General features: G+C 64.0%; 17 protein-coding genes and 2 pseudogenes. 9 read left to right on the top strand and 10 right to left on the bottom strand.

The genetic code is table 11. The features are described from left to right. Positions 1-58: 58 nt before the first annotated feature. Together ACIBK2_RS12160 and ACIBK2_RS12165 are read right to left on the bottom strand one after the other, a co-directional pair. The gene (locus ACIBK2_RS12160) at positions 59-4,354 is read right to left on the bottom strand and encodes a hypothetical protein (protein WP_396966376.1); all 4,296 of its coding nucleotides are present in this window, start codon (positions 4,352-4,354) and stop codon (positions 59-61) included. A 929-nt stretch (positions 4,355-5,283) separates the two neighbouring features. Beyond that, positions 5,284-7,071 (bottom strand): AAA family ATPase, encoded by a 1,788-nt coding sequence (locus tag ACIBK2_RS12165; RefSeq protein WP_396966378.1) that lies wholly within the window; start codon positions 7,069-7,071, stop codon positions 5,284-5,286. An 803-nt stretch (positions 7,072-7,874) separates the two neighbouring features. Here ACIBK2_RS12165 and acpP point away from each other — a divergent pair. After that, entirely contained in the window at positions 7,875-8,081 is a 207-nt protein-coding gene (gene acpP / locus ACIBK2_RS12170; protein ID WP_396967209.1) for an acyl carrier protein, read from the top strand. Here acpP and ACIBK2_RS12175 read toward each other — a convergent pair. Together ACIBK2_RS12175 and ACIBK2_RS12180 are read right to left on the bottom strand one after the other, a co-directional pair. After that, on the bottom strand, positions 8,042-8,194 hold the full coding sequence (locus ACIBK2_RS12175; RefSeq protein ID WP_396966380.1) for a hypothetical protein: 153 nt from the start codon (positions 8,192-8,194) through the stop codon (positions 8,042-8,044). The genes acpP and ACIBK2_RS12175 overlap by 40 nt on opposite strands. A 584-nt stretch (positions 8,195-8,778) precedes the next feature. Then, entirely contained in the window at positions 8,779-9,726 is a 948-nt protein-coding gene (locus ACIBK2_RS12180; RefSeq protein WP_396966382.1) for a DJ-1/PfpI family protein, read from the bottom strand. A 73-nt stretch (positions 9,727-9,799) separates the two neighbouring features. On the opposite strand from ACIBK2_RS12180, the gene ACIBK2_RS12185 reads away from it, so the two are divergent. The 5 genes from ACIBK2_RS12185 to ACIBK2_RS12205 all read left to right on the top strand — a co-directional run bounded on the left by ACIBK2_RS12185 (position 9,800) and on the right by ACIBK2_RS12205 (position 14,069). Beyond that, entirely contained in the window at positions 9,800-10,504 is a 705-nt protein-coding gene (locus tag ACIBK2_RS12185) for an HD domain-containing protein (protein ID WP_396966384.1), read from the top strand. 272 nt (positions 10,505-10,776) lie between these two features. Then, a complete protein-coding gene (locus ACIBK2_RS12190; protein ID WP_396966386.1) occupies positions 10,777-12,009 on the top strand; it encodes a hypothetical protein in 1,233 nt (410 codons plus the stop codon). A 36-nt stretch (positions 12,010-12,045) separates the two neighbouring features. Then, a complete protein-coding gene (locus ACIBK2_RS12195) occupies positions 12,046-12,459 on the top strand; it encodes an ester cyclase (RefSeq protein ID WP_396966388.1) in 414 nt (137 codons plus the stop codon). An 8-nt stretch (positions 12,460-12,467) separates the two neighbouring features. Continuing rightward, the gene (locus ACIBK2_RS12200) at positions 12,468-12,881 is read left to right on the top strand and encodes an ester cyclase (RefSeq protein WP_396966390.1); all 414 of its coding nucleotides are present in this window, start codon (positions 12,468-12,470) and stop codon (positions 12,879-12,881) included. 63 nt (positions 12,882-12,944) lie between these two features. After that, positions 12,945-14,069, top strand: a complete 1,125-nt coding sequence (locus ACIBK2_RS12205; protein WP_396966392.1) for a diguanylate cyclase domain-containing protein — start codon at positions 12,945-12,947, stop codon at positions 14,067-14,069. A gap of 111 nt (positions 14,070-14,180) precedes the next feature. Here the strand turns inward: ACIBK2_RS12205 and ACIBK2_RS12210 are convergent, their stop codons facing one another. Further along, positions 14,181-14,831, bottom strand: coding sequence for a TetR/AcrR family transcriptional regulator (locus ACIBK2_RS12210; protein ID WP_396966394.1), 651 nt, complete (start codon positions 14,829-14,831; stop codon positions 14,181-14,183). Positions 14,832-15,043: 212 nt separating this feature from the next. Here ACIBK2_RS12210 and ACIBK2_RS12215 point away from each other — a divergent pair, with 212 nt between their 5' ends. Together ACIBK2_RS12215 and ACIBK2_RS12220 are read left to right on the top strand one after the other, a co-directional pair. After that, on the top strand, positions 15,044-16,063 hold the full coding sequence (locus ACIBK2_RS12215) for a zinc-binding dehydrogenase (RefSeq protein ID WP_396966396.1): 1,020 nt from the start codon (positions 15,044-15,046) through the stop codon (positions 16,061-16,063). Positions 16,064-16,512: 449 nt separating this feature from the next. Then, positions 16,513-17,958 carry a flavin monoamine oxidase family protein gene (locus ACIBK2_RS12220; protein ID WP_396966398.1) on the top strand — a complete coding sequence of 482 codons (1,446 nt, stop codon included), beginning with the start codon at positions 16,513-16,515 and terminating at the stop codon, positions 17,956-17,958. 205 nt (positions 17,959-18,163) lie between these two features. Here the strand turns inward: ACIBK2_RS12220 and ACIBK2_RS12225 are convergent. Then, positions 18,164-18,442 (bottom strand): annotated as a pseudogene (locus ACIBK2_RS12225) (EF-Tu/IF-2/RF-3 family GTPase); the annotation flags it as partial. A gap of 1,380 nt (positions 18,443-19,822) precedes the next feature. After that, positions 19,823-20,050 (bottom strand): ubiquitin-like protein, encoded by a 228-nt coding sequence (locus ACIBK2_RS12230; RefSeq protein WP_396966400.1) that lies wholly within the window; start codon positions 20,048-20,050, stop codon positions 19,823-19,825. A gap of 254 nt (positions 20,051-20,304) precedes the next feature. Between ACIBK2_RS12230 and ACIBK2_RS12235 the strand changes: the two genes are divergently transcribed. Continuing rightward, complete coding sequence (locus ACIBK2_RS12235) at positions 20,305-20,916, top strand: chitinase (RefSeq protein ID WP_396966402.1); 612 nt, start codon at positions 20,305-20,307, stop codon at positions 20,914-20,916. Positions 20,917-21,265: 349 nt separating this feature from the next. On the opposite strand, the gene ACIBK2_RS12240 is transcribed toward ACIBK2_RS12235, so the two are convergent. The 3 genes and pseudogenes from ACIBK2_RS12240 to ACIBK2_RS12250 all read right to left on the bottom strand — a co-directional run. Further along, complete coding sequence (locus tag ACIBK2_RS12240) at positions 21,266-22,495, bottom strand: GAF domain-containing protein (RefSeq protein ID WP_396966404.1); 1,230 nt, start codon at positions 22,493-22,495, stop codon at positions 21,266-21,268. 422 nt (positions 22,496-22,917) lie between these two features. After that, positions 22,918-23,502 (bottom strand): hypothetical protein, encoded by a 585-nt coding sequence (locus tag ACIBK2_RS12245; protein WP_396967211.1) that lies wholly within the window; start codon positions 23,500-23,502, stop codon positions 22,918-22,920. Between the two features lie 138 nt (positions 23,503-23,640). Then, positions 23,641-23,916, bottom strand: a pseudogene (locus ACIBK2_RS12250) (GAF domain-containing protein); the annotation flags it as partial. Between the last annotated feature and the right edge of the window lie 148 nt (positions 23,917-24,064).

The following is a 24,064-nucleotide window of genomic DNA, read 5'->3' on the forward strand; positions in this document are numbered from 1 at the left end:
GCACTTGGGGCTTTACTTCGACCTTGGTGCCGGACCGATCCCGGGGTGAGTCAGTGCCTCACAGTGCGAGGTTGACCAACTCCTGTGGTGCGGCGGTGTGCATCGAACCGTCTGCGGCATTTTGCCCGACCAGCGGAAGCGCGGGTTCGCGCGGTGTCGGCGCAGTGGCCTTCTCGGTGCGCGGTAGCGGAGCGAGCACCTGCTGGAGCGAGGCGATCAGCGCTGCGGTGGGCGTCGCCGGGGGAGGGCCGTCGAGGAGCTGGGTTCCCGTCCGCATGGCTCCGCCGGTGCAGTCGCGGTTCTCGCCGTGCTGGTCCTGCTCGGCGCGCAGGGCCGAAATGATGTACTCCACCACCGAGGTGTTGTTGATGGTGATCGGTACGACCACGATCAGCACGATCGGTATGACGAACACCAGCGGTACCACGACCACCGCGGGTAAACCCAGCACCATCAGCGCGATGGTGAGAGCGCCGACGATCGGTACCGCCACCGTGAGCAGCCCTGCCATCGCGACACCGCCGAGTGCGAGCGCCGCAACCCCGGCTGCCGCCGCACCCAAGGCGAACGCTCCGAACAGCGGAATGCCGATCATCGCGACCATAAGTGCCAGTGCGGCAAGCAGAATCGGAGCGCCGATCGCCAGTGCAGGTCCGCCGACGGCAATCGCGGTCACCACCAACGCGCCGATCGCGACCGCGGCGCCGACTACGGCAGCGCCGACAGCTAACGCGGCCAGCGCGGCCAGCGCGGCCAGGGCGAGCGCAGCCATGACCAGCAGGCCCAAAACGAGCGGCGCGGCGATGGCACCTAGTAGCACCGCTGCGCCGACCACTGCTGCGCCGACCACTGCTGCGCCGACCGCTAGAGCGCCGATTGCCAACGCGCCCAGCACAATCGGTGTGCCGATGACGACGGCCGCCACCGCGAGCGCGGCTAATATCGCCACGGCGATAGCGCCGAAGAGCAAGGTGCCCCCGACTGCCGCGGCAGCCGCCAGTGCGCCGAGCGCCAGTGTCCCCAGGATGATTGCTCCGCCGATCACAAAAGGCGCCGCGATGGCCAATGCGCCGAATAGCAGTGGGCCACCGATGACTACCGCAGCGATCGCGAGTGCGCCAAGAACCAGTAGTCCCAGGATGATTGACCCACCAACGAGGGCCGCGAGGGCGAGCACACTCAGAAGCAGCGGTGCGCCGATCACGACCGCTGCCAGGGTGATCGCGCCCAACGCCAGCAGCCCCAGCACAAATGGTGCGCCCAGAGCGATGGCTCCGATGGCAAGGGCGCCCAATGCGAGCAGCCCCAATACGATTGGTGCACCGATTGCCAGTGCGCCGATGGCGAGTGCGCCAAGCGCCAGCAGCCCGAGGACGATGGGTCCGCCAACGAGGACGGCGAGGGCGACCGCCCCCAGGAGAAGCGGTGCCCCGATGACGACAGCCGTCACGGCAAGGGCGCCCAATGCGAGCAGCCCCAGCACGATTGGTGCACCGATTACCAGTGCGCCGATGGCGAGTGCGCCAAGCGCCAACAGCCCCAGCACGATCGGTCCGCCAACGATAGCCGCGAGGGCCAGCGCGCCCAGGACGAGCGGTGCCCCGATCACGACCGCTGCCACGGCGAGCGCACCCAATGCCAGCAGCCCCAGCACGATTGGCGCGCCGAGAACGAGGGCTCCGACGGCGAGTGCGCCCAATGCGAGCAGCCCCAATACGATTGGTGCACCGATTACCAGTGCGCCGATGGCGAGTGCGCCAAGCGCCAACAGCCCCAGCACGATCGGTGCTGCGATGATCGCGCCGAGTGCCAGCAGTCCCAACAGGATCGGTGCGCCGATGACCAATACCGGTAGCACCGCGAGCAGGACCGGCGCGAGGACCATGGCTCCGGCGAGTGCTAGCAGGATGCCGATGCCGACCGCGAGGATGCCGCCCGCGAGTGCGGCGATGAGTTCGCCGAGGGTCGGGATGCCGATCAGCAGGATGGCGAGTGCCACGATGCCGACTCCGATGATGATCACACTTGCCGCACTGATCAGCAGGGTCGCCAGGCCGAGTATTGCGCCGAAGATCGGTGTCATCACCAGTCCCGCGACTATCGGTGCGAGTGGACCGAAGATCAGGAATGGCAGGCTGAGTACCGCCGCTGCGATCACCCCCGCTATCGCGAGTACACCGGTAGCGATGGCGAGCACCGGGAGAGATGCCACGGCGACGATCACGATGGCGAGTGCGGTGATGGCCCATGCGGCCAGGACGGTGCTGAAGATGGCGAAGATGCCGACGGCGATGACCCCGAAGATCAGTGCCGCGAGCGGGATGGTGAGTAGCCCCAGAGGTGGGAAGACCAGCATCGGCGCGAAGGCCAGTACGGCAGCGCCCAGCGCCGCCGCTACCAGTAGTCCTAGACCGGTGACGATGAGCGCGCCCGAGATTCCGCCGAGGAATAGCAGGCCCGCGATCGCGGAGCCGGCGACGTTGAAGAACATGGTCGCCAAGAACGCACCGAAGATCAGCGGTGACAACAGCAGTGCCAGTGGCGGATTCAGCAGAATGAGGCCGACCGTGTCGATGGCGAGAACCGCGAAGGCCACGAACGGCATGGCTACGCTGGCTGCCGCGATGGCTGTCGCGGTCAGGCCGGAGCAGGCCATGGTCAATGCGACGATTCCGGCGGTCCCGATGAAGGTGGCGACGACGACCGCGAGCGCGACCGCGGCGACCGCGAGACCGCCGCCGATGGCGATGATCAGGCCGAGCGGAATGGTGATCAGCGCCAGCGGTGGGAAAATGATCGTGACGACGACCAGTGCCGCGAGGACAGCGAAAAGCAGCGCGGCCCCGCCGACGATGATGATGCCCGCGCCGGTCACCGCGAGTAGTCCGCCGATCAGCGGTCCGGCGAACAGCATGGCCACGCCGATGAACATCGGCAGCGCTGTGGCCAGGGCGAAGGCTATTGGTGCCAGCAGCGGTCCGATTCCGGGGACGAGCAGGATCAGCGCCGCGGTGATCGCGAGACCGACCAGCGGTACGACGTGTTGCACGATCTCGACCGCTGCGTAGACCGCGGCGATGAATGCCGCGCCGATGGCCCAGGCGAAGACCGCCGCCGCCAGCACGAGTACGCCGCCGGCCAGCCCGAGCGCCGCCGCGCCGATGACGAACGGAGCGGCCAGGATGACCAGCGGAAGCGCGATCGGCAGCGTCAGGATGGTCAGCACGATGCCGATGACGAGCAATACCGGCAGCGCGATCAAGGCGGCCACGATGAGCACCGGGATCGCGAGCAGGATCAGGACGCCGATGATCGGCAGCGCGAGGATGGCCAGCGGCAGCAGTGCGAGGGCGGGCAGCATGAGCAGTCCGGTGTGGTTGAGCGCGAGGCCGACCACCTGTCGTAGGTCCGTGCGCACCGTCGACAGCAGGTTGGCGGCGGTCGGTCCGGTCAGCATGGACGCGAACTCTCGCAGCGGATCTGGGGCCCGCAGCACCGTGCCGAGCGAATCCAGCAGCGGCACAGCAACATCGATGAGTTCGGGCGAGATCGATCGGACGAATTCGCCGACCGGATTGGGCATGTCACCCACGCCGTGGGCGAACGAGGTCAGCAGATCCCGCAGGCCCGCGGCCGGATTGGGTCCGCTGATCGGGAATCCGAAAGCTTCGGCGGCCTGGCTGATCAGGTCGTCGATAGCGTCGACGCCATTGTTGCGGCGTCCCGCGCCGGCCATTTCGGTTGCCTCCGTGACGAATCCGAGCAGATCATTGATCGGCTGGCGCAGCGGTCCGTTCTGGAACGTGCTGTCGGCCCATGTCGCGATCTGACCCAGATCTATTCCGGTGCCCGCGATCTGGGCGACCGTGGCCGCGATATCGGATACCGGCTGCGACACCGGACCGAGCAGATCGGTGACGGCCGGTGCGGACGATGTTGGCATGGGCGCACCCACTGGAGTGTTGTCGGGCACCGGCGCGCTCGGTATCGGCGCGGTCATCGCGGCGCCCAGGCTGCGCCTGGCCATGCCCACCGCATTATCGATATCGGCGCCCCACGGGGTGACTCCCGCGGCGTTGCCGACCGCCGATAACCCTGAATCGATCATCGACCGCGTCTTCGGGTCGAGGTGCTCGCTGACCGTCGTGCCGAGGTTCGACAACACACCGTTGATATCGCCGATCCCGACCGGGTCGGGTGGGGCGTCGGCCGAGGCGTGTGCACCGGACATCATGACCGTGGCCAATCCGGCGAAGGCCGCGGCCGCGCTCAGTCCGCGCCGGTTACGGCTGGTCACCCGGCGGTGCTTTGCCTGGGCCTTGGTTGTTGTGATCTGACGTGTCTTCACCCGCATTGTCGAACACCTTTCGATCGATCCCGGCGAACCGGGCATGACTGGCTTCCGGACGGACGAAATGAAGATCGGACGGTAGAGCTATTGCGGACCGTTTTCGCCGGGACCGCATTCCGCCCGAGATACTCCACCGGTGTTTCCGATGGTGATTCCGATGTGACTGTGCAGAACGCCGATGGCGTCTCGGCAGCGGAGGAAGGCGTGCAGATCTTGCCCTGCTCCGGGCTGACAGGAGAGCGTCAGCATGTTCGGTGCCGAATTGTCGATGGCGCATCCGGGTGGCGGTGGATGAGCTGCTGCCATCCCGGCAAAGGGAATAGCAATCAGTGCGCCGACGGTGGCCGAGGTCAGAGTCGAACGAATTCGGCTACCACTGCGTACAGATGTGTATGCAGATCGGATGATGGATGGGTAATTTCGATAGTTCTTCACGGTGAATATGGTTCCGTTGATTGATTGAGAGAGTCAAAGTCTGAATTCGGACATATCGGTATGTGTGCAGGTAGGAGGGGGTGTTTAGATAATCGCCAGGCTATTTTCATTATTCAATAGTTATGGCATGGGGGTTGAAAAGTTTTGCGACGCATGTAGCAACGCAGTCCCCGAAATGTCGCCAGTGATGCTTTCGGCTGCGCAGGGTTTCAGATATTTCTGCACACACGCTGAGTGGCGTAGTCGGTGTTTCTGTCCGCATGCAGACGCGTATTTGTGCCAACGCTGTGGATGTCTGCCCAATGCGCACAATATGCTTACGGCGGGATCAATTGACGCTCGACAACCGCCTGAAACGGTTCATTGGAGGTATGTGATCAGCAGCCCTCGATGTCGCGGTGGGCGGGGCTGCCTACTGCCGAATTGCCGGTCGTGAATTTGTCGCCTCGCACTCAGAAACCCCGCATAGTAGTGCCCTCGTCGAGCGGGAAAGTCGGTCAGCGAGCCGTGGGCGTGATCCAACTGCTGCCGACGCTCAAAACGATCGTCGTGACCGCGCCCGAATGTGTGTTCGACAGCGCTGCGGTGGACTCGACGGCCAGCCGATCGGTACTGCGCCACAAGCGGAAGGCGTCGTCGCCGCATTGGTCGTGGCTGGTGGCGCGCTGGACGATAATCGCGCAGACCAGTGCGACCACCGCGACCGTGAGCAGGCCGATGGCACCGAGCACTAGCAGCCGCGTGCGTGTCCTACGCGCCTCCGCGCGTGCGGACTCGGCAATGAATTCACGCGCGAGGCGGTTCAGTGAATTCGTGCGCGCGTCGAGTTCTATCGCGTTGTCCAGGCGTCCTTTTCCGTAGAGCAGCGTCGCGGGGCGGCAGCCGGCCGACCAGGCGCGTGCGTCGTCCTCGATGCGTTGGCGGGCGGGGGCGAGTTCCCCTTCCTGCGTGAGCCAGGCCGTCATCCTGGGCCACGCCGTGAGCAGCGCATCGTGCAGCAGTTCGACCTCGCCGTCGTGTTGGACGAGCAGGCGCGCGGCCACGAACTTGCCGATGATCGTCGAGGCGCATTGTGGGTCGGTGGATTCGCCGACGAGGATGTCGATGCGAATCCGATTGCGGGTGATCATGTGCGGCCCGACGAGGGTCAGCGCGACGAGAACTCGTCTGGCGGTTTCGCGTTCGTTGTCGCCGAGCTCGGACCACACCCGTTCGGCTGTCGCGGCGATTGCGCCCGAGATGCCGCCCGCCACTTGGTACAGGTCCAGTGTGAGGGTTTTGCTCTTGCGCTTGGACCAGATCTCCCGCAGGACGTGCGATAGCAGTGGAAGGAGGGCGGCACGGCGATCGGGGGAAGTGGCGGTATGCACATCGGCGAGCAGGGCATCGACGAGGTGCTGGTCCACTCGTGCGCCGATCGCGGCGGCGGGGGCGGTGATCGCTTCGCGCAGTTCGTCATCGGTCATCGCGCTGAGCAGCATCGAACGCTCGCGCAGTGCGGTGGCGAGCCGATCGCAGCTCATGATGTCGGGGACATAGGTGATATCGAGGGCCAGCACGACCACGTCGGTTGCTGCCAGCTTGTGCACTACATCGAGGAAGGCATTGCGCGCCGCTTCGTCCGGGCACAGGGTGAACAGCTCTTCGCCCTGGTCGACCAGGATCAGTCGATCGCCGTTGCTGGAATCGGGGATGGTACGTAGCGCGGCGAGGGGATCGGCGCCTGGAGTGAGCAGGATCGGTGTGCGTGCTCCTGGGTGGGCCTGTAGCCCGGCGGTGAGCAGTGACGACTTGCCGGTGCCCGAACGGCCGAGCAGCAGCACCAGTGATTTGTCGCCGGCCGCGCAGGATTCGACCAGGTCGGTTAGTCGGCGTAGCGCCGATTCGCGGCCGAAGAATATGTCGGCATCCTCGGCGCGGAACGGGGCGAGGCCGCGGTATGGCTCCCGATCCGGGTCATAGGCAACGACGTGAGCATCCGATCGGGAAGCCTGCCAATCCGCACGCCAGTTCTTCAGATCGAGGAGCGAACGATCGAAACCGGGTATCGCGCCGCAGCGTTTGGTGGCCTCACCGATGAGCACCTCGAGTACCGGGCGCACCGCGTCGAAGGTGGCGGGCACCCGGTGAGCCCTGCGCCAGTTACTGATTCGCTGCTCGGTGACGGTCATCGCGCCGTTGGTTCGGGTATTGACCGCGCGGACAACAGATTTCGTCGGAGGTGTGCCCGCCGCTTGGAACAGCAGTGTCAGCCGTTCGCCGAAAAGGCCTTTGTTACGGTTCATTTCGCCGCCTTGAACTCGGCCGTATGCCGTATGCCGTGTTCGTCGTGGCCGGATGCGATCGGTGTCGCCGCGGTGTCGAGTGGTTCGGGAGTCTCGAACGGACTGGTGCCAAGCGGTGTATGACGTAAGTTGCACATCTTCGGAACTCCTTGGGTGTGCGTGGCAGCGGGCGCGGTCGCCGATCGTCGAGGATCAGGAGCGGGATCAGTACGGACTGGCTCGCCTACCCGGCGATCGCGGCTCCCATCAAGGGATTGCGTGCTCGCCCCGAACTCCTGGACAGTTCGGCACCGTATTCGGGCGATGCCGTACGCCACCCGGTGAACATTGCTGAATGTTTGCTCCAAGTCATGTGGCTCAGCCTGACCGACTGGTGAATGATCGTCAATGTAACTACCGTGTGATCTAGCATACTCCCAGGTAAAGTCAGATATTTTCTGATTTCGGCGGCCGACTTCTTCGGAATGGTCATCAACTTAAGTAGAGTTCGCCCGTCCTTCTCCGTTATCGAAGCAGCGTTCGGGCCGACCCGGCGGCGGGATCTGGATGTAGCTAACAGGGCGCACCTGACACTTGCGGTTACGTGAAAGGTGGATGGCGCATCAGCGGTGCGGTGCTGAGCCGGATGCTCACCACCGTGATCGACGGACTTATCCTCAACTGGCTGACCTACCGAGCCGGGCATAGGCCGTGCTGGATTCGTTCGCCACCCTCTTCGGCGGTCTGGCGGTCGAAACCAAGGAGTCAAAGGCCAAGCGCCGCACGGCAGCGGTGTAACCCCGGTATCGAAGCGCGTCAAGACGATCGTGTCCGAGCAACTCGGCGTTTCGGTGGAAAAAACAATATCCGAAGCCTCCTTTGTCAACGACCTCGGAGCTGACGATGTCAGCGTCGCTGCTCTCATGACGGCCTTGGGGGAAGAGTTCGGCATCGAGATCCCCGACGAAGTAGCTCCGAAAATCACCTCTGTTCAGCGCGCGATCGAGTACGTCCGCACGCACTCCTCGTAGACGCTGAGCGTGCGCAGGCTCCAGGAACAGTCTTCCGGCCCGCCTGCCTCGCTGTCGGCGGGGCAGAAGGCAGTGGGCCGGATCTGGTTGTCGGCCACACTGATCTTGCTCAACGACCCCTAGACCGTTCGGTCAGCGGCATGACGGTTGCATTCGGCCGAGGACCCAGATGGCCATGGTCCGTTGATCCTCGACCGATCTGCGCCGACCGGTTCGGTCGGCGCGGGAAGCAGCATTACAGGGCACTAGCTGACGCTACCCACGGCCAGACCGAAGCTCATGACTCTGGTGAGACGATGTCCGCGACATAGGCGCAGTCGTTGTTGGTCAGCCAGACGCGGTTTCCGTAAACGCCCCCGTCGTAGACAGCCGAATCGCCAGTGCGCCTTCCGATCCGCGCGATCTGGTTGGCTGCCAGCCGCTACGGCCAACGCGCGCGGAGGATGCACGGCATTCGGCTAATACCGGATGTTCCAGAGTCGTTGGTTGCCAACCGATCAGCGACTGGCCACCACCCGAAATCCCGTGCTTGCCGAGACAGTCCGAGATGTGACAGGGTCGTCGGCCGACGAATGCTGGCCGCAGCTCACAGACGGACGGCGCATCGCCGCGCAGCTCATATCTCTCTTTTGCTCGCGATCAGCATTTTGCGGGATAGTCAGGTAATCAGCGTTCCCGCGGAGTGATTCAGCGTGACCTACCCAGTGGGTTTGCCGAAGGTGCGTCGGTAAACCGCGGGGGTGGTTCCGACCAGGCGGCGGAAATGGGTGCGTAGGTTGGGGGCGGTGCCCAGGCCGACGCGGCGGGCGAGTTCGTCGATGCCGCAATCGTCTTGTTCGAGGATTTCGCAGGCGAGGTCGATGCGGGCGGCGATGAGCCAGCGTATCGGGGTGAGGCCTAGTTCGGCGATGAATCGGCGTACCAGTGTGCGTTCGGATATGCCTGCGCGGCGGGCCATTTCGCCGACGGTGAAGTGTTCGTGCAGGTTGTCGCGGGCCCAGGTGAGGGTGTCGGCGAAGGTGGAGCCGGGGCCGGGTAGGACGGGGCGTTGGATGTATTGGGCTTGGCCGCCGTCGCGGTGGGGTGGGGCCACGATCAGGCGGGCGAGCTGGTTGGCGGCCCCGATGCCGTGGTCGCGGCGGATGAGGTGCAGGCACAGGTCGATGCCGGCGGCGACTCCGGCGGAGGTCAGGATTGTTTCCTCGTCGATGTAGAGGACGTCATGCTCGACCTGCACGGTCGGGTAGGTGGTGGCCAGTTCGTCGGCGTGTTGCCAGTGGGTGGTGGCTCGGCGGCCGTCGAGTAGGCCGGCCGCGGCCAGGGCGAACGCTCCGGTGCAGATCGACAGCACGCGGGCGCCCCGGTCGTGCGCACGGGCCAGCGCGTCGGTGACCTGGTGGGGTGGGGGTTGGTCGTGGGGTTCGAAGCCGGGCACCATCACGGTGTCGGCGGTGTCGAGCATGTCCAGACCGTGCTGTATTTGGATCCGGTATCCGGCAGTGGTGGGGGCCAGGCCGGGCCGTTGGGCACAGAGTTCGACGTGGTAGGGCAGCCCGGAGCGTCGGCTGAACAGGTCGGCGACCATCGCCAGTTCCAAAGGCTCGACGGCATCCAGGACCAGCACGACTACCCGGTGGGGCTCCATGTGTCTGAATACTATCGGAAGATGTCTATTCAGCCACTGGGCATGCCGTCGTTCGCGGGTCAGACTTGGCCGTATGAACAACCGTGGACCTCTGACCAGCGCCGCAGCCTCCTCGGAGGCCGATGCCGGGGCCAGCACTGCGAGCGATGTCCTGGTGATTCCAGATAGTCCGCTCGCCCGGGATGTCCTCGACCTCGTCACGAGCACCGAAAGTGTCGCCGTCGCCAACCACAGCGTCCGCAGTTGGTTGTTCGCCCGCTTGCTCGCCCGCCATCGCGGTATCGACCTCGACCGGGAGCTGGCACCGGACCTGTTGTTCCATGCCTGCGTGCTGCACGATATCGGGCTGACCGAGCGGGGGGACAGGCACCAGCGTTTCGAGGTCGACGGCGCCGACGTTGCGGCGGAATTCCTCACCGGTAAGGGCATGGCGGCCAAGGACGTGGACGCGGTGTGGGATGCCATCGCGTTGCACACCAGCCTCGGCATCGCCGGACGCCGAGGCCTGCTCACCGAACTTACCCATCTCGGTAGCGGGATCGACTTCGACCTCAGCAGTGAGTGCATCACCGACGCGCAAGGAGCGGAAATCCACCGCGCCTACCCCCGCCACTCCACTGCGACAACCATCGCCGACGAGATCATCGCGCAAGCCCGTCGCCGCCCGGAGAAGGCACTGCCCTACACCCTGACCGCTGCCCAAATCCGGGAACGCGAGACCCCGCCTTACACAACCGCTTTGGAAGCCTCGGCCAACGCTGGCCGCTGGGGCAACTGAACACGAAAGCTTTCGTGGCCAGCACGTCTGGTCCCGCCGCGCGATATCCAGCCGAAGCACGGCCCACGTTCGACCAGCCCTATCCATCGGCTCACGTAAGGAGTTATGTGACATGACCTTCGTCGTTCACGGCGCCGCCGGTGCCCAAGGCGACCACCAGCTCCATTCGACTACTGGACACCAAATCCCACACTGTCGCGGCCTGGCTAGCTGAGCAGGACACCAACCTCGCCTGACGAGGTGCCCCATATCGCTACGTAAAGGAGTTCGACATGGTGGAAACCGCGGTTCGGTTGTTGGCTCCCAGCGAGGAGCTGTGGGCTCGTCTCGGGACGGTTGTCGGATGTTCGGTGCGGGTGCGCGGTCCGTTGGACTTGGCCGCTCTAGCCGATGCGTTCGAGGGTGTGCGGCGTAGGTACCCCGTGCTGGTCACGCATTTGGCGGTGGCCGACGGTGGCCACCTGGTCGTCGGACCGTCCGCACCGCTGCCGAGCCTGACCGTGTGCGAGGGGGATATCGACGATCCGCTGTGCGACCTGGACCCGGGTCGCGTCCTATCGGGTCTGCATGTTGTGCGCGACGGTGATCGCGCGACCGTCACATTGCTGACCCACCACAGCATCGCCGACGGGCAGTATGTACTGGCGGTGCTCGATGATCTGTGGTCGCTCTATACCGATATGGCACAAGGCAATACCGTGGTCACGGCCTCTCGTGGTTATCCAGAGTCGTTGGAGACGCTGTTCGCCGATCGAGGCATCGCCAAGCGCGGTTTCGATGACGCTGAACCTTCGACCCCGGTAGCGATTGATCCCGGCCCGGAACAATCGAGCGATACCGGTCAGCAGCCCGTGTCGAACCCGCCGGTGCGTTGCCGGCTCGACGCGGCGGCCACGACCGCGCTGGTCGAGTTCGGGCGCCGCCACCAGGTGACGGTCAACGGCTTGGTGACCGCGGCGATCCTGCGGACCGAAGCTGATGTCAAGAATGTCCCCCTCGCCGAGATCCCGTACTGCTACGTCGTGGACCTGCGGACCCGAATGACGCCGGCGGTGGCTCGACTCGAAGTGACAAATGCGTTGGGCTACGCCACATTCACGGCATCGAGTGACGCCACCGGGCTTGCCGATCTCGCGCGGGCCGTCAATGAAGAGTTGCGGTACGGGCTCGCCGAGGGCGCCGTCCACCGCTCGGCCCTGCAGTTTCCCGAGTCATTCCTGCAGTACCGGATGCCGGACACGATTCCCGACACCAACTGGGGCCGGATCCCTTCGCTGCGTTCGCCGGTCGGGGTCGAACTCGAGGACTTCCGCGGCATCATTCGGCACCATCCGCAGGCCGACCTCGCGGCTGCCATGGGGAAGATGCCCTACACACCCGCCTACATCATCACCACGTTCCGCGGGCGGTTGAGCATCGAACATGTGGGAATCGAACCCGGATACCGGGATTGGGCTCGAGGCAGAATCGTCGTCCTCGAATCGTATCTACGTTCTGTTGCCTGACTCGGCTGCCACGACACCAACCCCAGGGAGAACGACATGACGACAGCACTCAGCTCGACCATCGCGGTCGCCACCCGCAACTACACGCTGTATGACACCGGAGACGTGGCCGGAGTCGATGAGGTGTTCGCATCCGACCTGATCGATCACAACCCGGTGGCCGGGATCGCCTCGGGGATCGAGGGAAAGCGGTTCTTGATCGGCGAGGTGCGCGACGGGTTCACCGGCACCCGCCACGAGATCGTGTTCCAGCAGGAGCTGCCGGACGGTTGGGTGGTCAGCCACTGGCGGATGACCGCCACCCACACCGGAGACGCGTTCGGGCTGTCCGCCAGCGGCAGGCCGATTTCCCTGACCGGTACCGACATCGTGCGTGTCCTCGATGGCCGGATCACCGAGATCTATCACGTGGAAGACCTTCTGCAGCTCCAGTGGCAGCTCACCCGATAGGAGACGATATGAAAACTGATGTCTGCTCGGCCATCTCGATCGCCACCACTCACTACGCGCTCTATGACACCGGAGATGTCACCGGAGTCGACAAGGTATTCGCACCGGATCTGATCGATCACAATCCGGTTCCCGGCGCCCCTACTGGGATCGAGGGCATGCGGATGCTGATCGGTGAAGTTCGGATCGGGTTCACCGATACTCATCACGAGATTGTGTTCCAGCGGGAACTGCCCAACGGGTGGGTGGTCAGCCACTGGCGGATGACGGCCACCCACGCCGAAGACGCATTCGGTGCACCCGCCAGTGGGCGTCCGGTCTCGTTCAACGGCACCGACATCGTTCGGGTGGCTGACGGCCGGATCATCGAGATCTACCACGTGGCAGAACGTCTCCAGATGCAGGTACAGCTGACCGCATAGCGTCGGCCTCCTCAGCGCGCACGATGCCCGGTGACCGTATTGCCGACGTAAGGCGGTAAGTCGATGGCCGATATTCGTTCGACATATCGAGCCTGGTGGCATGACCGCGTCGATTACCCCTGGCTCGTCGAGACCTTGGAATCGCATTCGGCGCTGCGCCCGTTGAAGCTCATGGTCGGATCCGGGGGCATAATCATGGCTCTGATCACGGCACTGGTCTGGATGTCTCAGGCGGGCCAGGCCGGGCCGGTGGGGGATACACAGGCTGCGGTCACGATCGGCCTCGCGGGGGCGTGGACGGTGCGCTGGTGGTCATTGCCGTGGCCGCGGGAACTCGAATCGCTCGCGTGGATCGTGGGAGTCGACATCGCCATTACCGCAAACAACGTGATGGTGCGGGACCGGCTCTCCGGCGCGCTCGGCATCGTCCTACTGGTGACGACCGGCGGATACGCGACGATCTTCCACGGTCCACGAGTCCTGGCCGCGCATATCGGCTGGTCACTGCTCTCGATCGTGTCGTTGGCGATCATGTTGGTCATCGGTTGGCCTTGGGGCACCGGACACGGGAAGGGGGACGTCTTCCTCGGTGTCGGGTCCGTGCTGCTCAATCTCGTTGTGACCGTCGTCGTGCTGCCTACCGTGCAGTTCTGCCACTGGCTACTGCGGCTGGACGCGCTGTCGGACCCGCTGACCAAGCTGATGAACCGACGCGGCCTCGACTCGCACCTATCGCGATACATCGGACACCGCGGTCCCGATGGCGTGTACGTCGTCACACTCGACCTGGATAGGTTCAAATTTGTCAACGACACCTACGGTCACCCCTTCGGCGACGAGGTACTGGTGCGGACGGCCGAATGCCTGCACGCGACCGCGGCCCCCGGCGCCATCGTCGCCCGCACGGGCGGAGAGGAATTCGCGATCGTGGGTCATCTGGGCAACGAGGCCATCAGCGCCGTCGCCGAGCGGGCACGGCGCGCGGTCGAGACGATATCCGATCTGCCGATCACGATTACCGCCAGTGTCGGTGCTGCGGTATCCGAATCCGTAGGGGCCGATATGCAGCACCCTGGACGTCATCAGAAGTTGTTTCGCCGCGCGGATTCGGCCATGTATCAAGCAAAGCAATTGGGTGGCAACGCGGTCGTGATCGCTGAGCCCGACAACACAGCCAAACATTGTTGATGCCCTAACCGCTGCAACGGCTGAGCATGGATTTTCTCTTCGCTGCTGAGGTCGACCGGGCAGCTCGGACAGCCAGGGTTCGGAATCCGCACCCGTCGTGATGTGATGAAGTCATCGGCGGTCGCGGCTGTTCCAGCGCGCGGTGAGGTCGTCGAGGCCCGCGGCCAGCTCGGCAGCATCGGGTGTCACGGCGCTGGGCAGTCGCGAGGACAACGCGGCGCCGAACCCAGCCATGCGGATCGTCTGCTCGATCACCGCGTCGAGGTCCTGGGGCCAGGGGAATGACGGTTGGGCGATCACCAGGGATGCGCAGCCGTGGGCGGCAGACCACAGGCTCAGTGCCAGCGTCTGGGGATTGCCGTGCAGCACACCGGCTTCGACGCAGACCGAAACCGTATCGACAAAGTGCTGGACACAGACGGTCGCGGCGGCCTGTGTCTCCGGACCGGTGGCCGGGCGCATGATCAATATCCGGTACTGCACCGGATATTCGAGCGCGAACCGGATGTAAACCCGTGCGCACTGGCCGAGTGCGACGAACGGGTCGGGTGCTTCCTGGATCGCGGTGCACATCAGGTCGTCCAGTTTTTCCCATGCTCGCAGGCAGACCGCCTCGACCAGGGTTTCCCTGTCCGCGAAGTGCAGGTACACCGACGGCGTGCTGATCCCGGCTCGCTGCGCCACCGCGCGCACGGTGAGCGAGTCTTCGGTGCCGGTCTCGATGAGCAGCTGCTCGGCGGCCCGCAGGATCTCTTCACGCAACAGGGGACCCTCACCCCGCCGGGCACGTGCACGTTTCGTGGTCACTTCTCAAGTTGACACCGTCAGGTTAACGTTGTCAACTTAACCGCGTGAACCTGAAGCCGGGGCGCTTCCGGCGGCCTGACTGAAGACATCCGATCCCGCCGCACCGCCGGCCGGCTCGCCTTCGACCCGTCACCTTCAAACCCATTCGCAAATAAGGAGATTCCGCCATGTCCGATACCATGCTTGCCGCGCGCCTGAACACGCGCACGCTTACCTTCGCCGTCGAGGAAACGCCGGTCCCGCATCCCGGTCCCGGCCAGGTTCGGATCAAGGTCGCCGCAGCCGGGATCTGCCTGTCCGACGTGCACGCCATCGAGGGAAACCTGCCCGGGTTCTTCGCCTCCGGCGACAAGATCACCCTCGGCCACGAAGTCGCCGGAACCATCGATGTTGTGGGCGCCGAGGTGCCTGCGGTATGGGTCCGCGGCACACGTGTACTGCTGCAGGCCGGGGGCCGCAGTTTCGCCGGACAGGTGCGCATACGCGGCGTGCACTACGACGGCGGCATGGCTGAATACGCGCTGGCCGATCACGCCGATCTGGTTGCTATCCCCGACGATTTGCCCTTCGAACAAGCCGCGATCATCCCCGACGCGGTGTCCACCCCGTGGGCGGCAATCACCACCACCGCCGGAGTCCAACCTTCTCAGGCGGTGGGCGTATGGGGAGCGGGTGGACTCGGCGCACACACCATCCAACTCCTGCGCGCCATCGGCGCCGCTCCCATCATCGCTCTGGACCCCAACCAAGCAGCTCGCAGCCGCGCCCTGGACTTCGGTGCGGACTGCGCGTTCGACCCCACCGATGCGCACCTCGCCGAAGCGGTCCTGCACGCCACCGCCGGACACGGCCTCGACGCCGCCTTCGATATGGCCGGGGTACCCGCCGTCCACGATCAGGCGGTGTCCTGCCTCGCGCCGCACGGCAGCCTGACCCTGGTCGGCCTGACCCCTGCTCCCCTGACCATCACCAACAGCATCAGCTTCAGCAGCCAATTCCAGCGCATCCTCGGCCACTTCGGATCCGCACCTCAGGACGTCGTAGAAGTTCTCAACCTGCTACGCCACCACCGCCTCGACCTCGCCCGCTCCATCAGCGACGTACTGCCGCTGGCTGAGGCCGCCACCGGTGTCGAACGACTGCGCAGCAAGCAGGGCAACCCCATCCGACTGATCCTGCGACCCTGACGGCCTGCCCACCGTGCTGCACCCCGGGTGCCGACGAGCTCCCACGCCGACGCAAACGCAGCGCCGTAATTTGTTGCGGCAGTGGTGATCCCCATGGCCGCCTAGTTGGCCGAGACGGAACTCACTGATGGGGCGATCGTTTACTGCTGTTGCTTCGCGGTGACCCGCGCCTCGACCGCTAGGGCCAGGCCAATTCCTTGCTCAGCGCCGGTGATCAACCCCAAGCCCGCCGTAGGGCGGGTGGTCATCGTGGGACTACCGGTGCCGCTGGATGTGTCTGAAAACTATCGAAATACGTCTACTCAGACACTGGGCACGCCGCCATTCGATGATCAGACTGATCCGACGCCAACCTCGCCTGAGGCCGAGCGCGTGCAGATTCCGGTACACACCGATCGACGCCGAGACGATCAACAACCGCACTTCGGTGCTCTGCTCAGGAGGTAGACGTGGACATCTACATCGACCCGCCGGATGCGACCGAAGCGCAGGTGCCGTCGCCGAACATCGCGGGCGATCTGCCGTCCTCGGTGGACGTCGTGATTGTCGGAGCCGGGATCTCCGGGCTGGCCGCCGCGCGGGAGCTGGTGGCGGCCGGGCGTGAGGTGCTGGTGCTGGAAGCACGTGATCGTGTCGGTGGCCGGATCCTGAACCACCAGCTCTCCGACGGGACGGTGGTGGAAAAGGGCGCGGCGTTTATCGGTCCCGCGCAGCACCACATCAAGGGCTTATGCGACGAGCTCGGGGTGAAGACATTCCCCGAGTACATCGTCGGCGACTCGGTGATATACAGCGAGAAGCTCGGGCGGACTCAGCGCTACCCGGGGATCCTGCCGCCGGACGCCGACCTGCTGGCGGGCGCGGACGTGGTGCTGACGCAGGTTGATGAGATGGCCGCCACCATCGCGGTGGACGCGCCGTGGACCGCTGAGCATGCCGCCGAATGGGACTCCTTGACCGTTCACGAGTGGATCACGAACAACGGAGGCACGGAACAGACTCTGAGTGTCTTTCAGATGTACATGCAGCCGTCCTTCGGGGTCGATGCGCGTGAGGTGTCGCTGCTGTTCTTCCTGTGGTACATCGCGGCGGCCGGTGACGTGACAACCAAGGGAAACTTCACCCGAGCCTCATCGGTGGAGGGCGGGGCGCAGGAGCATCGCGTCGTCGGCGGTTCGCAAGTGATTCCGCTGGCAATGGCCGCGCAGCTGGGGACAAGGGTGGCGCTCAACGCCCCGGTACGCACGATCACCCAGACTTCCCATAGCGTTACGGTGGGCAGGGACCGTGGCGTGGTGACCGCGTCCAGGGTGATCGTCGCCGCGCCGCCGCCGATGGTGAGCGGGATCGAGTGGTCGCCGTTGTTGCCACCTCAACGCGCGCAGCTGATGCGTCGGATGACCATGGGTGCACTGATGAAGTGTGACGCGGTTTATGAGACGCCGTTTTGGCGGGCGAAGGGCCTCAGCGGTTTCGGGGCATCCGACAGCGGCGCGGTCCGGGTGATGTTCGACAACAGCGCACCAGAAGGCGACATCGGTGTGCTGCTGGTCTTCATCGGAGGTGGCGCCTGGCGGGAGTACGGCACACTGCCGCCAGCCGAGCGCCGACAGGCAGTGCTCGAAGGGCTGGCTCGACTCGTAGGCGAGGAAGCACTGCACCCGATCGAGTACGTCGAGCAGGACTGGACACACGAACGCTGGACGCAGGGCTCACCTACCGCCGCTATGGCCCCGGGCACGCTCACCGCCTATGGCTCGACCATCCGCGAGCCATTCGGACGCGTGCACTGGGCGGGCGCCGAAACCGCCACCTATTGGGCCGGATTCATGGACGGCGCCATCAGCGCAGGCATCAGAGCCGCCACCGAAATCCTCCAACAGGAGACGCACTGACAAACAATGAACTGGGTGCGGTCACACAACCTGATTGCACGCTGCCGGGCACCAACCCCATTACCGCTATGCCGGGACGATGACAGACCACGGGGCACCGACCGAACCGTTTGACACAAAACGTCTTACGCTGATGAGCGGATGTTCGTGAGCGCCTGTTGATGCGGCATTCCTACAGCATCAGCACCGAAAGTGGGCCCTAAGCTTTGGCTCTGCCAGGTGCGGCAAGTACTTGCCCCCTCATGATGTCCTCTCGCTTCACGCCGCGAAGCAATACACCGATCTGATCGCCGGCGCGGGCCTCGGTGAGCGACCCGCCCGCTTCGATGCCTATGCAGGTTGTTTCGATGATGTCGGTGGACCCGACCACGATCTGGAGTGGGTCGCCGATCTTGAGGATGCCGCGTTCGATCCGCCCCGTGACCACCGTGCCACGTCCGGCCATCGTGCGGATTTCCTCGATCGGCATGAGAAACGGTTGGTCGACAGCCGTGTCATCCATGGGAGCCCCTTCCTTCGCGAGAGACCGCGCTGTGACGAGCCGCTATCCCACATCCAATGGCCGACCGGATGGGTAACCACAAGGTCATCACTCTTGGGCTCGAAGTGTATCGACACCGTTGTCGCCCAACGGCCTTAATCGAAATGTCGACCGAGCTTCGACCGCAACCGCAGATAGAATGGGCCGTTCAGTTCAGGGGGCGTGTCAGGAGTGCGAGCAGTGGTTGGGCGTAGTCGCGCAGGCCGTGCTCGGTGCGTAGTTGCGGGGGTAAGTCGGGGGTGAGGGCCAACGATTGGACCAGTCGGACGATGGTGGCGGACAGTGTGTCGACGTGAGCGGGATCGATGGCGATGCCAGGGTGTGCGGTCGCGATTCGGTGGCCAGGAATGTGGTGCCGTAAGCGATCAGCACTGCGGGCTTCGATGGTGATGGAGAACCTCGAACGAGGGAAACTGACACCCGACCCTGGGGCGATCAGGCCCGCCCGGAACCGAAACCACTATTACTGCACCGGAACCCGAACACGGGCGCTCCATGAGGTCGACCCGGTAGCCCCACCGCACCAGACACTGATGGTGACGGTGGCCCGGCTCAATACGTGGGAGTTTGAACCACAAAAGGGCCCGTCGCCCACCGCCGTCAACCCATCGGCAGTGTTGCCAGCACGGCCGGTATCGGCGCTGAGAACGCTGTAGCGAAAATGCTTGCGCCGCAGGGACGCACCCATTGCCTGGTGCGGCGGATGGCTTAGCTGACCGGCGGGGGCTGGACGAAAACAACACTATCCGGAATAGGTGCTGCGACCTTCGGCGGGTTCCGCACAGGGGCAGGCGTCACCGGCGCCTCGGCTTCTGTGTTGGTTGCGGTATCGTCCTGGACCTCGTCGGGCGTTTCGTCTGCCATCGGGGTGTCCGTTCCTCGTTTGCCGCGCTGCGACAGGATGGTAGTTGTCTACAGAGCAGTTTCGTTGTTCCGAGCAGACGCGACATGACTTTTGGGCACTTTGGTGAGTGCGGGGACCAGCGCGAACAAGTCCCCACCAAGTGCGGACCGAGCACTGCCGCGCGGGCTGGGCCGGGCGGGCGCTGTGCCAGGTCCGCGATCTGGCATCAAGGGCGACAAACGATTTCGGAAAGACCTGAACATCTTCCATTGCGTCTTGAACCGGGCTTTCACGAAGGGTCTCGATGTTCGTGGCCTGGAGGCGTCGCGGCCTCCGGTTTCGGGCCCGGCGCTGGTTGCTGGACCGACTCATGGGCGTCGGGTTGACGGAGCACGGGCATTTGTGATCATGAACGGTTTCGGAGGCGCTGCTGCCCGTCGCCTGTTGGCGAGGTCCGGGGTGAGGCCGTGTGGAGCCGTTTACCCTCTGAGCCTCGTCACCAGGGTGAGGGTCGCGTCGTCCAAGATATTGTAGTCCGCCAGTGTCTTGGTGTCCTCGAGCTGCTTATCCCCAAAGATCAGACGCTGTTGGTTCGGAGCGATGCCTTCGAACTCTTGGATTTTCACCTTGATCACCTCGATGGGCGCGCCTGGATCAACGTCGAGCGTGAGCGTTTGACCGGTGAGCTTCTTCACGAAGATCTGCATGTTCCTCCGTCGCCATCAGCGATCACATCGAGCGAATCCCGCACCAAGCCTAGCCCGAAAGCTGAATCGTCGGGAGTGCAACGGGTTTGGTGCCCATCTTCTGCCTGGGGAAGCAACGGCAACGCTAGTTCGTTGTCCACCTTGCGGTGGCACACGCCGATTCCCTCGGGGGGCTCCACCAGCGACGGAAGAACTTGTCCATGAAACGTCGAAGTCGCCCGCGAGATCGCCTGGCGCACGTCATGATTGGTTCCATGACAGCTGAGCGCTCCAGCAATCTGATCACCGAAGACGAGTTCGCGGCGGCAGTGAAGGGCGCCGGTTATCGAACGCCGACGACTGCCCAGTACAAGGGGATGTGCGCCGCGCTCCCTGTCGGGAGCATTTCGACTCGCAGAGACCTCGCCCAGTTCCTCGCCCAGATCCTCTGGGAATCGGACGGCCTCGAATGCAAAGAAGAATATCTCGCCGTGAGCGACCCGGCAGCAACGGCGGCCGCGTACGCAAGCTCGGGCGACAACGGCAAGACCTTCCACGGGCGCGGCTACATTCAGCTGACCTGGTCTAGTAACTACCGGGCAGCGTCGCAGGGAATCTTCGGCGACGACCGTCTGTATCGCACGCCCGAGGTTGTCGCTAGCGACGAGTACATCGCATGGGCGGTGTCGTTCTGGTACTGGCACACGAGTGTGGCGAGTGCCCCCAACTACGGGCGGGGATTCGGTGTCACCACGAAAGCGATCAACGGCGTACTGGAATGCGCCGGCGGCGACAGCACCAAGGCGAAGAAGCGGTACGAGATCTACACCAAGGTGGCCGCGGCACTGGGCGAGACTCCCCTCGGGCCCGAAGGCTGCTACTCGTAAACCGCCTTGGGATACGGCACCACTGTTGCAGGCGAAATACCTGTAGTTCCGCATCGGTCTTGTTGCGCAGCTGGACAACTTTCTCCCTCGCCGCGCTCAACGCTCGCGCTCATCGGCATTACCGCTCACTTGCCCTAACTGTAGTTAGCTAGGGTGAATGTGATTGAGAATGTCCATCAAGATTCGCGGAGTATTTTGAGCCACAACGGTTCTCGTACGTTTATCCTTGTATTGTGGCCAGTTCGACCAATGCAATGTGCGGCGAGATCTCGGGTTGATCTGAATAACGCAGTAATGGTCATCCGGCGGGGTCGATCTGCGCCGATGATCTGCGGGATATGGCCCGGGGTTACGGCGCGACCGGCGGTAGCGGGATGCTGATTGGTGGGCAAGGGAAAGCGTCCATCAAGGCTTGCGGCCGGTCGTCGTTCGACATGCGCGTCCACTCAGCTCGAACTTGTAGCCATCGCAGTTGTCCCCTGAATCGGAGACGGAAGTTACGCATCGCCTGTCCTGTATCTAGGACTTGAGTTCGAGCACTGGCGAGCGCAGTGGTGTCGTCGGGATGTAGCTCCGGGCTCTGGTGGAGCCAGGAGTTCAACATTGGGTGATCGACGGTGATCCATTCGTGGATGAGCCAGGTATTGATGTCGACGATTCCGACTGCGTGTCCAGGTTTGGTCGGGACATGGCGCCAGGTCATGGAACCTAGATCGGCGGCGGGGGGAGGGGCGATGTCGGAGATGTCGCACACTATGCCGCGGATGATTCGTGCGGCGCCTTGATGCGAAGCGGTTCGAGCGGCGATGTAAAGGTGGCGTCGGCCTGTGTCAGTGAATCTTGTTGCGGCAGTTCCGGTCCAGCTGCCGACAGGGTGGGAAGGATCAAATAGCGCCAGCAAGTTGATTCGGTCGTCGCAGCGATCGAAGCGAGCCATCAGGTCGGGAAGAGTGCGTTCGGATACTCGCTTGGTCGCGGGTACGCCGAGCAGGTGCTCCAGTGCCAGAGATGTTCTGGCAGTGCCGGTATGGGCAGTCCACTCGATTGTGCCGATCGGCGGGATGGGTGGTGTTGCCTCGTGCATTGCCCCGGTCCAGAGTCCGACTCCGTACACGCGACCGTCTGGTCCGATTACCGGTACTGCCACGATTCGGAGGGCGGTTCCGGAGGGTAGTTGCACGATGTCGAGTTGGGATTGGCCGCTGATCGCACAATGGTCGACGACGGGTTGCAGGCGTCGGGCTACCGCCGCGCTGGTGGCGATGCTGACCCGGTTGACGTTAGCGAAGTGCCGCCGGTAGCTGCCGTCGACGATCACCGAAGGCCGCGTACCGGCGGACAGAGTCTCGACGACGACCCACTGCCTTCGCGCGGGGGAGATTCTCTGCTGCTGGTCGCGAACGTCGGATCGGTGACGCGGCATGTCGGCAGGGGAGGCGTTGGATTTTTGTGCGTGGCCGTGGACACTTTGGTGTCGTGCTCGAGGTGATGGCTGGGTGTGGGGTGGCTTGGGTCGGCGTGGATGGTGAGTCGGCATGTTGCCAGCAGAGGGCGACAGCGCATCGTCGGCGGTGGTCATAGCGAACCCCCTGCATATGACGTCCTGCGCGGAAGCGTGCCCGTTCTCGGCGCATTGAACGGCCGAGTCGGCAGAGGGGAAGTGGCCTGAAGTGGTTTGGTGTTGTCGACCGAGGTCCAGCTCGCTGACATCAACCATCTAGTGGACGAGCAGCGGGTGCACGCAGATGTGGCAGTCGGCATCGACGAGATGGCCGGTGTCGTGGTGATGGCGTGAATCGGAATGGTCATGAGCGCCGTCTCCTCGCGTGAACACGATGCTGGTTCTGGCTTCGCCTAGGCGAAAGCGCCACCAGGTGTCAGCGGGACGTGCGCTGCCGAGAGAAACAAGCAACTGCCGTCTCCAGCGAAGATTGATAGCTGGATGCTATACGGCAGAGTAGTAAGTTTGCCGGAAAATGTCCAGTGAAATTGGCAGTCGGGTTACGAACTATCCGCACGAACCTTGACCAGTGCCGCGGTAGGAGTCACGGTTTCGTCCAGGATGACTAGGGAAGCGACAATGTTTATCCGGATCCAGCCGCCATCGTTGCTGCGTACGCGGATATGGCCCTCGACCGGCGCTGTCCGCACCGCTTCCGCCAGTGCCTTCGCTGTGGCGACATCCTCAGGATGTATCGCTGGATCACGTTCGGGATGTCCGGTCATTTCGCATTGCACACTTGGCATCGGGGCGGATAGCCATCGGATCGCGGTCAGTGTTCGTAGGTCCACGAGTGCTGCGTGAGCGCCTGCTTGCGAAGCCATTTCGGCTTCCATGAGGCTGTCGGCGAAGGTCAGCGGGTCCGCGATCGCAGACGATCCCTCGGTGATGTCTTGGGTCACGCCATGAAGCCAGCGTTTGCCTTCGGCGTCGACGGACAATCGTGCGGCGAAGTGAAAGTCGCGCAGTACGTCGTCGTACCGCCATATCTTCCATACCTCGTGGACTTGGGTTCCGACCTGGCCGGCCATAACCCTGGCCAGCGCAACTTCCTGGTGCCGCGCTGCGGTCGTTACGCCGAACATCGACTGCACTCTGGAGATCTCGGTAAGGGCCTTCTCTGGTGGGATTCGGTACACCGCGTGAACGTCCGGACTGGCTAGGCATGTGCCTCGGTCGACATCCCACGCCCATGCGCCGGTAGGCAGGCGTTCGGGTGGCTCCGAGGACTCCGGCCCTGCCCACACTTGGACGGCGTTGACTATGCGTAGGGGAGATAGAAACGGTTCCGCGATGACTTGGACGCCTCTGGATCTGGCCTTGGCGCGGTAGGGCTCTTTTGATTCGTAGGCTCCAGCGATCGCATCGATGATTGCTTCGCGGTGGGCTCCGCGAAGCTCGTTTTCCAGCGGCCGCATCGGTCGAACGTGTCGCCCAACCGTGATCACGTGCGGCGGTCCGCCTCCAAGTGTTTCGACCAGAATCCAGCTGGCGACCATAGTCTCGACGATAGGTCAGGATGCGGTGTGCGTGGGCGATACGGACCATCGCATTGGATTGCACTTCGGCTACGTCCTGGCACGGCCAGGGTCGGATTCCCGCGACTTTCGAGGTGTCTGCTTGCCCGTCCGAGGGGGGTTGCCATGG

Origin of the sequence: Nocardia sp. NPDC050175, from assembly GCF_044459885.1 — a bacterium.
GTDB lineage: Bacteria > Actinomycetota > Actinomycetes > Mycobacteriales > Mycobacteriaceae > Nocardia.

What these genes read in the sequence shown, in the direction of transcription:
- ACIBK2_RS12165 (WP_396966378.1), bottom strand. Translation starts at nt 7,071, where the DNA reads ATGAACCGTAACAAAGGCCTTTTCGGCGAACGGCTGACACTGCTGTTC.
- ACIBK2_RS12195 (WP_396966388.1), top strand. Translation starts at nt 12,046, where the DNA reads ATGACGACAGCACTCAGCTCGACCATCGCGGTCGCCACCCGCAACTAC.
- ACIBK2_RS12185 (WP_396966384.1), top strand. Translation starts at nt 9,800, where the DNA reads ATGAACAACCGTGGACCTCTGACCAGCGCCGCAGCCTCCTCGGAGGCC.
- ACIBK2_RS12205 (WP_396966392.1), top strand. Translation starts at nt 12,945, where the DNA reads ATGGCCGATATTCGTTCGACATATCGAGCCTGGTGGCATGACCGCGTC.
- ACIBK2_RS12240 (WP_396966404.1), bottom strand. Translation starts at nt 22,495, where the DNA reads ATGACCACCGCCGACGATGCGCTGTCGCCCTCTGCTGGCAACATGCCG.
- ACIBK2_RS12190 (WP_396966386.1), top strand. Translation starts at nt 10,777, where the DNA reads ATGGTGGAAACCGCGGTTCGGTTGTTGGCTCCCAGCGAGGAGCTGTGG.
- ACIBK2_RS12160 (WP_396966376.1), bottom strand. Translation starts at nt 4,354, where the DNA reads ATGCGGGTGAAGACACGTCAGATCACAACAACCAAGGCCCAGGCAAAG.
- ACIBK2_RS12230 (WP_396966400.1), bottom strand. Translation starts at nt 20,050, where the DNA reads ATGCAGATCTTCGTGAAGAAGCTCACCGGTCAAACGCTCACGCTCGAC.
- ACIBK2_RS12245 (WP_396967211.1), bottom strand. Translation starts at nt 23,502, where the DNA reads ATGTTCGGCGTAACGACCGCAGCGCGGCACCAGGAAGTTGCGCTGGCC.
- ACIBK2_RS12200 (WP_396966390.1), top strand. Translation starts at nt 12,468, where the DNA reads ATGAAAACTGATGTCTGCTCGGCCATCTCGATCGCCACCACTCACTAC.
- ACIBK2_RS12180 (WP_396966382.1), bottom strand. Translation starts at nt 9,726, where the DNA reads ATGGAGCCCCACCGGGTAGTCGTGCTGGTCCTGGATGCCGTCGAGCCT.
- ACIBK2_RS12235 (WP_396966402.1), top strand. Translation starts at nt 20,305, where the DNA reads ATGACAGCTGAGCGCTCCAGCAATCTGATCACCGAAGACGAGTTCGCG.
- ACIBK2_RS12215 (WP_396966396.1), top strand. Translation starts at nt 15,044, where the DNA reads ATGTCCGATACCATGCTTGCCGCGCGCCTGAACACGCGCACGCTTACC.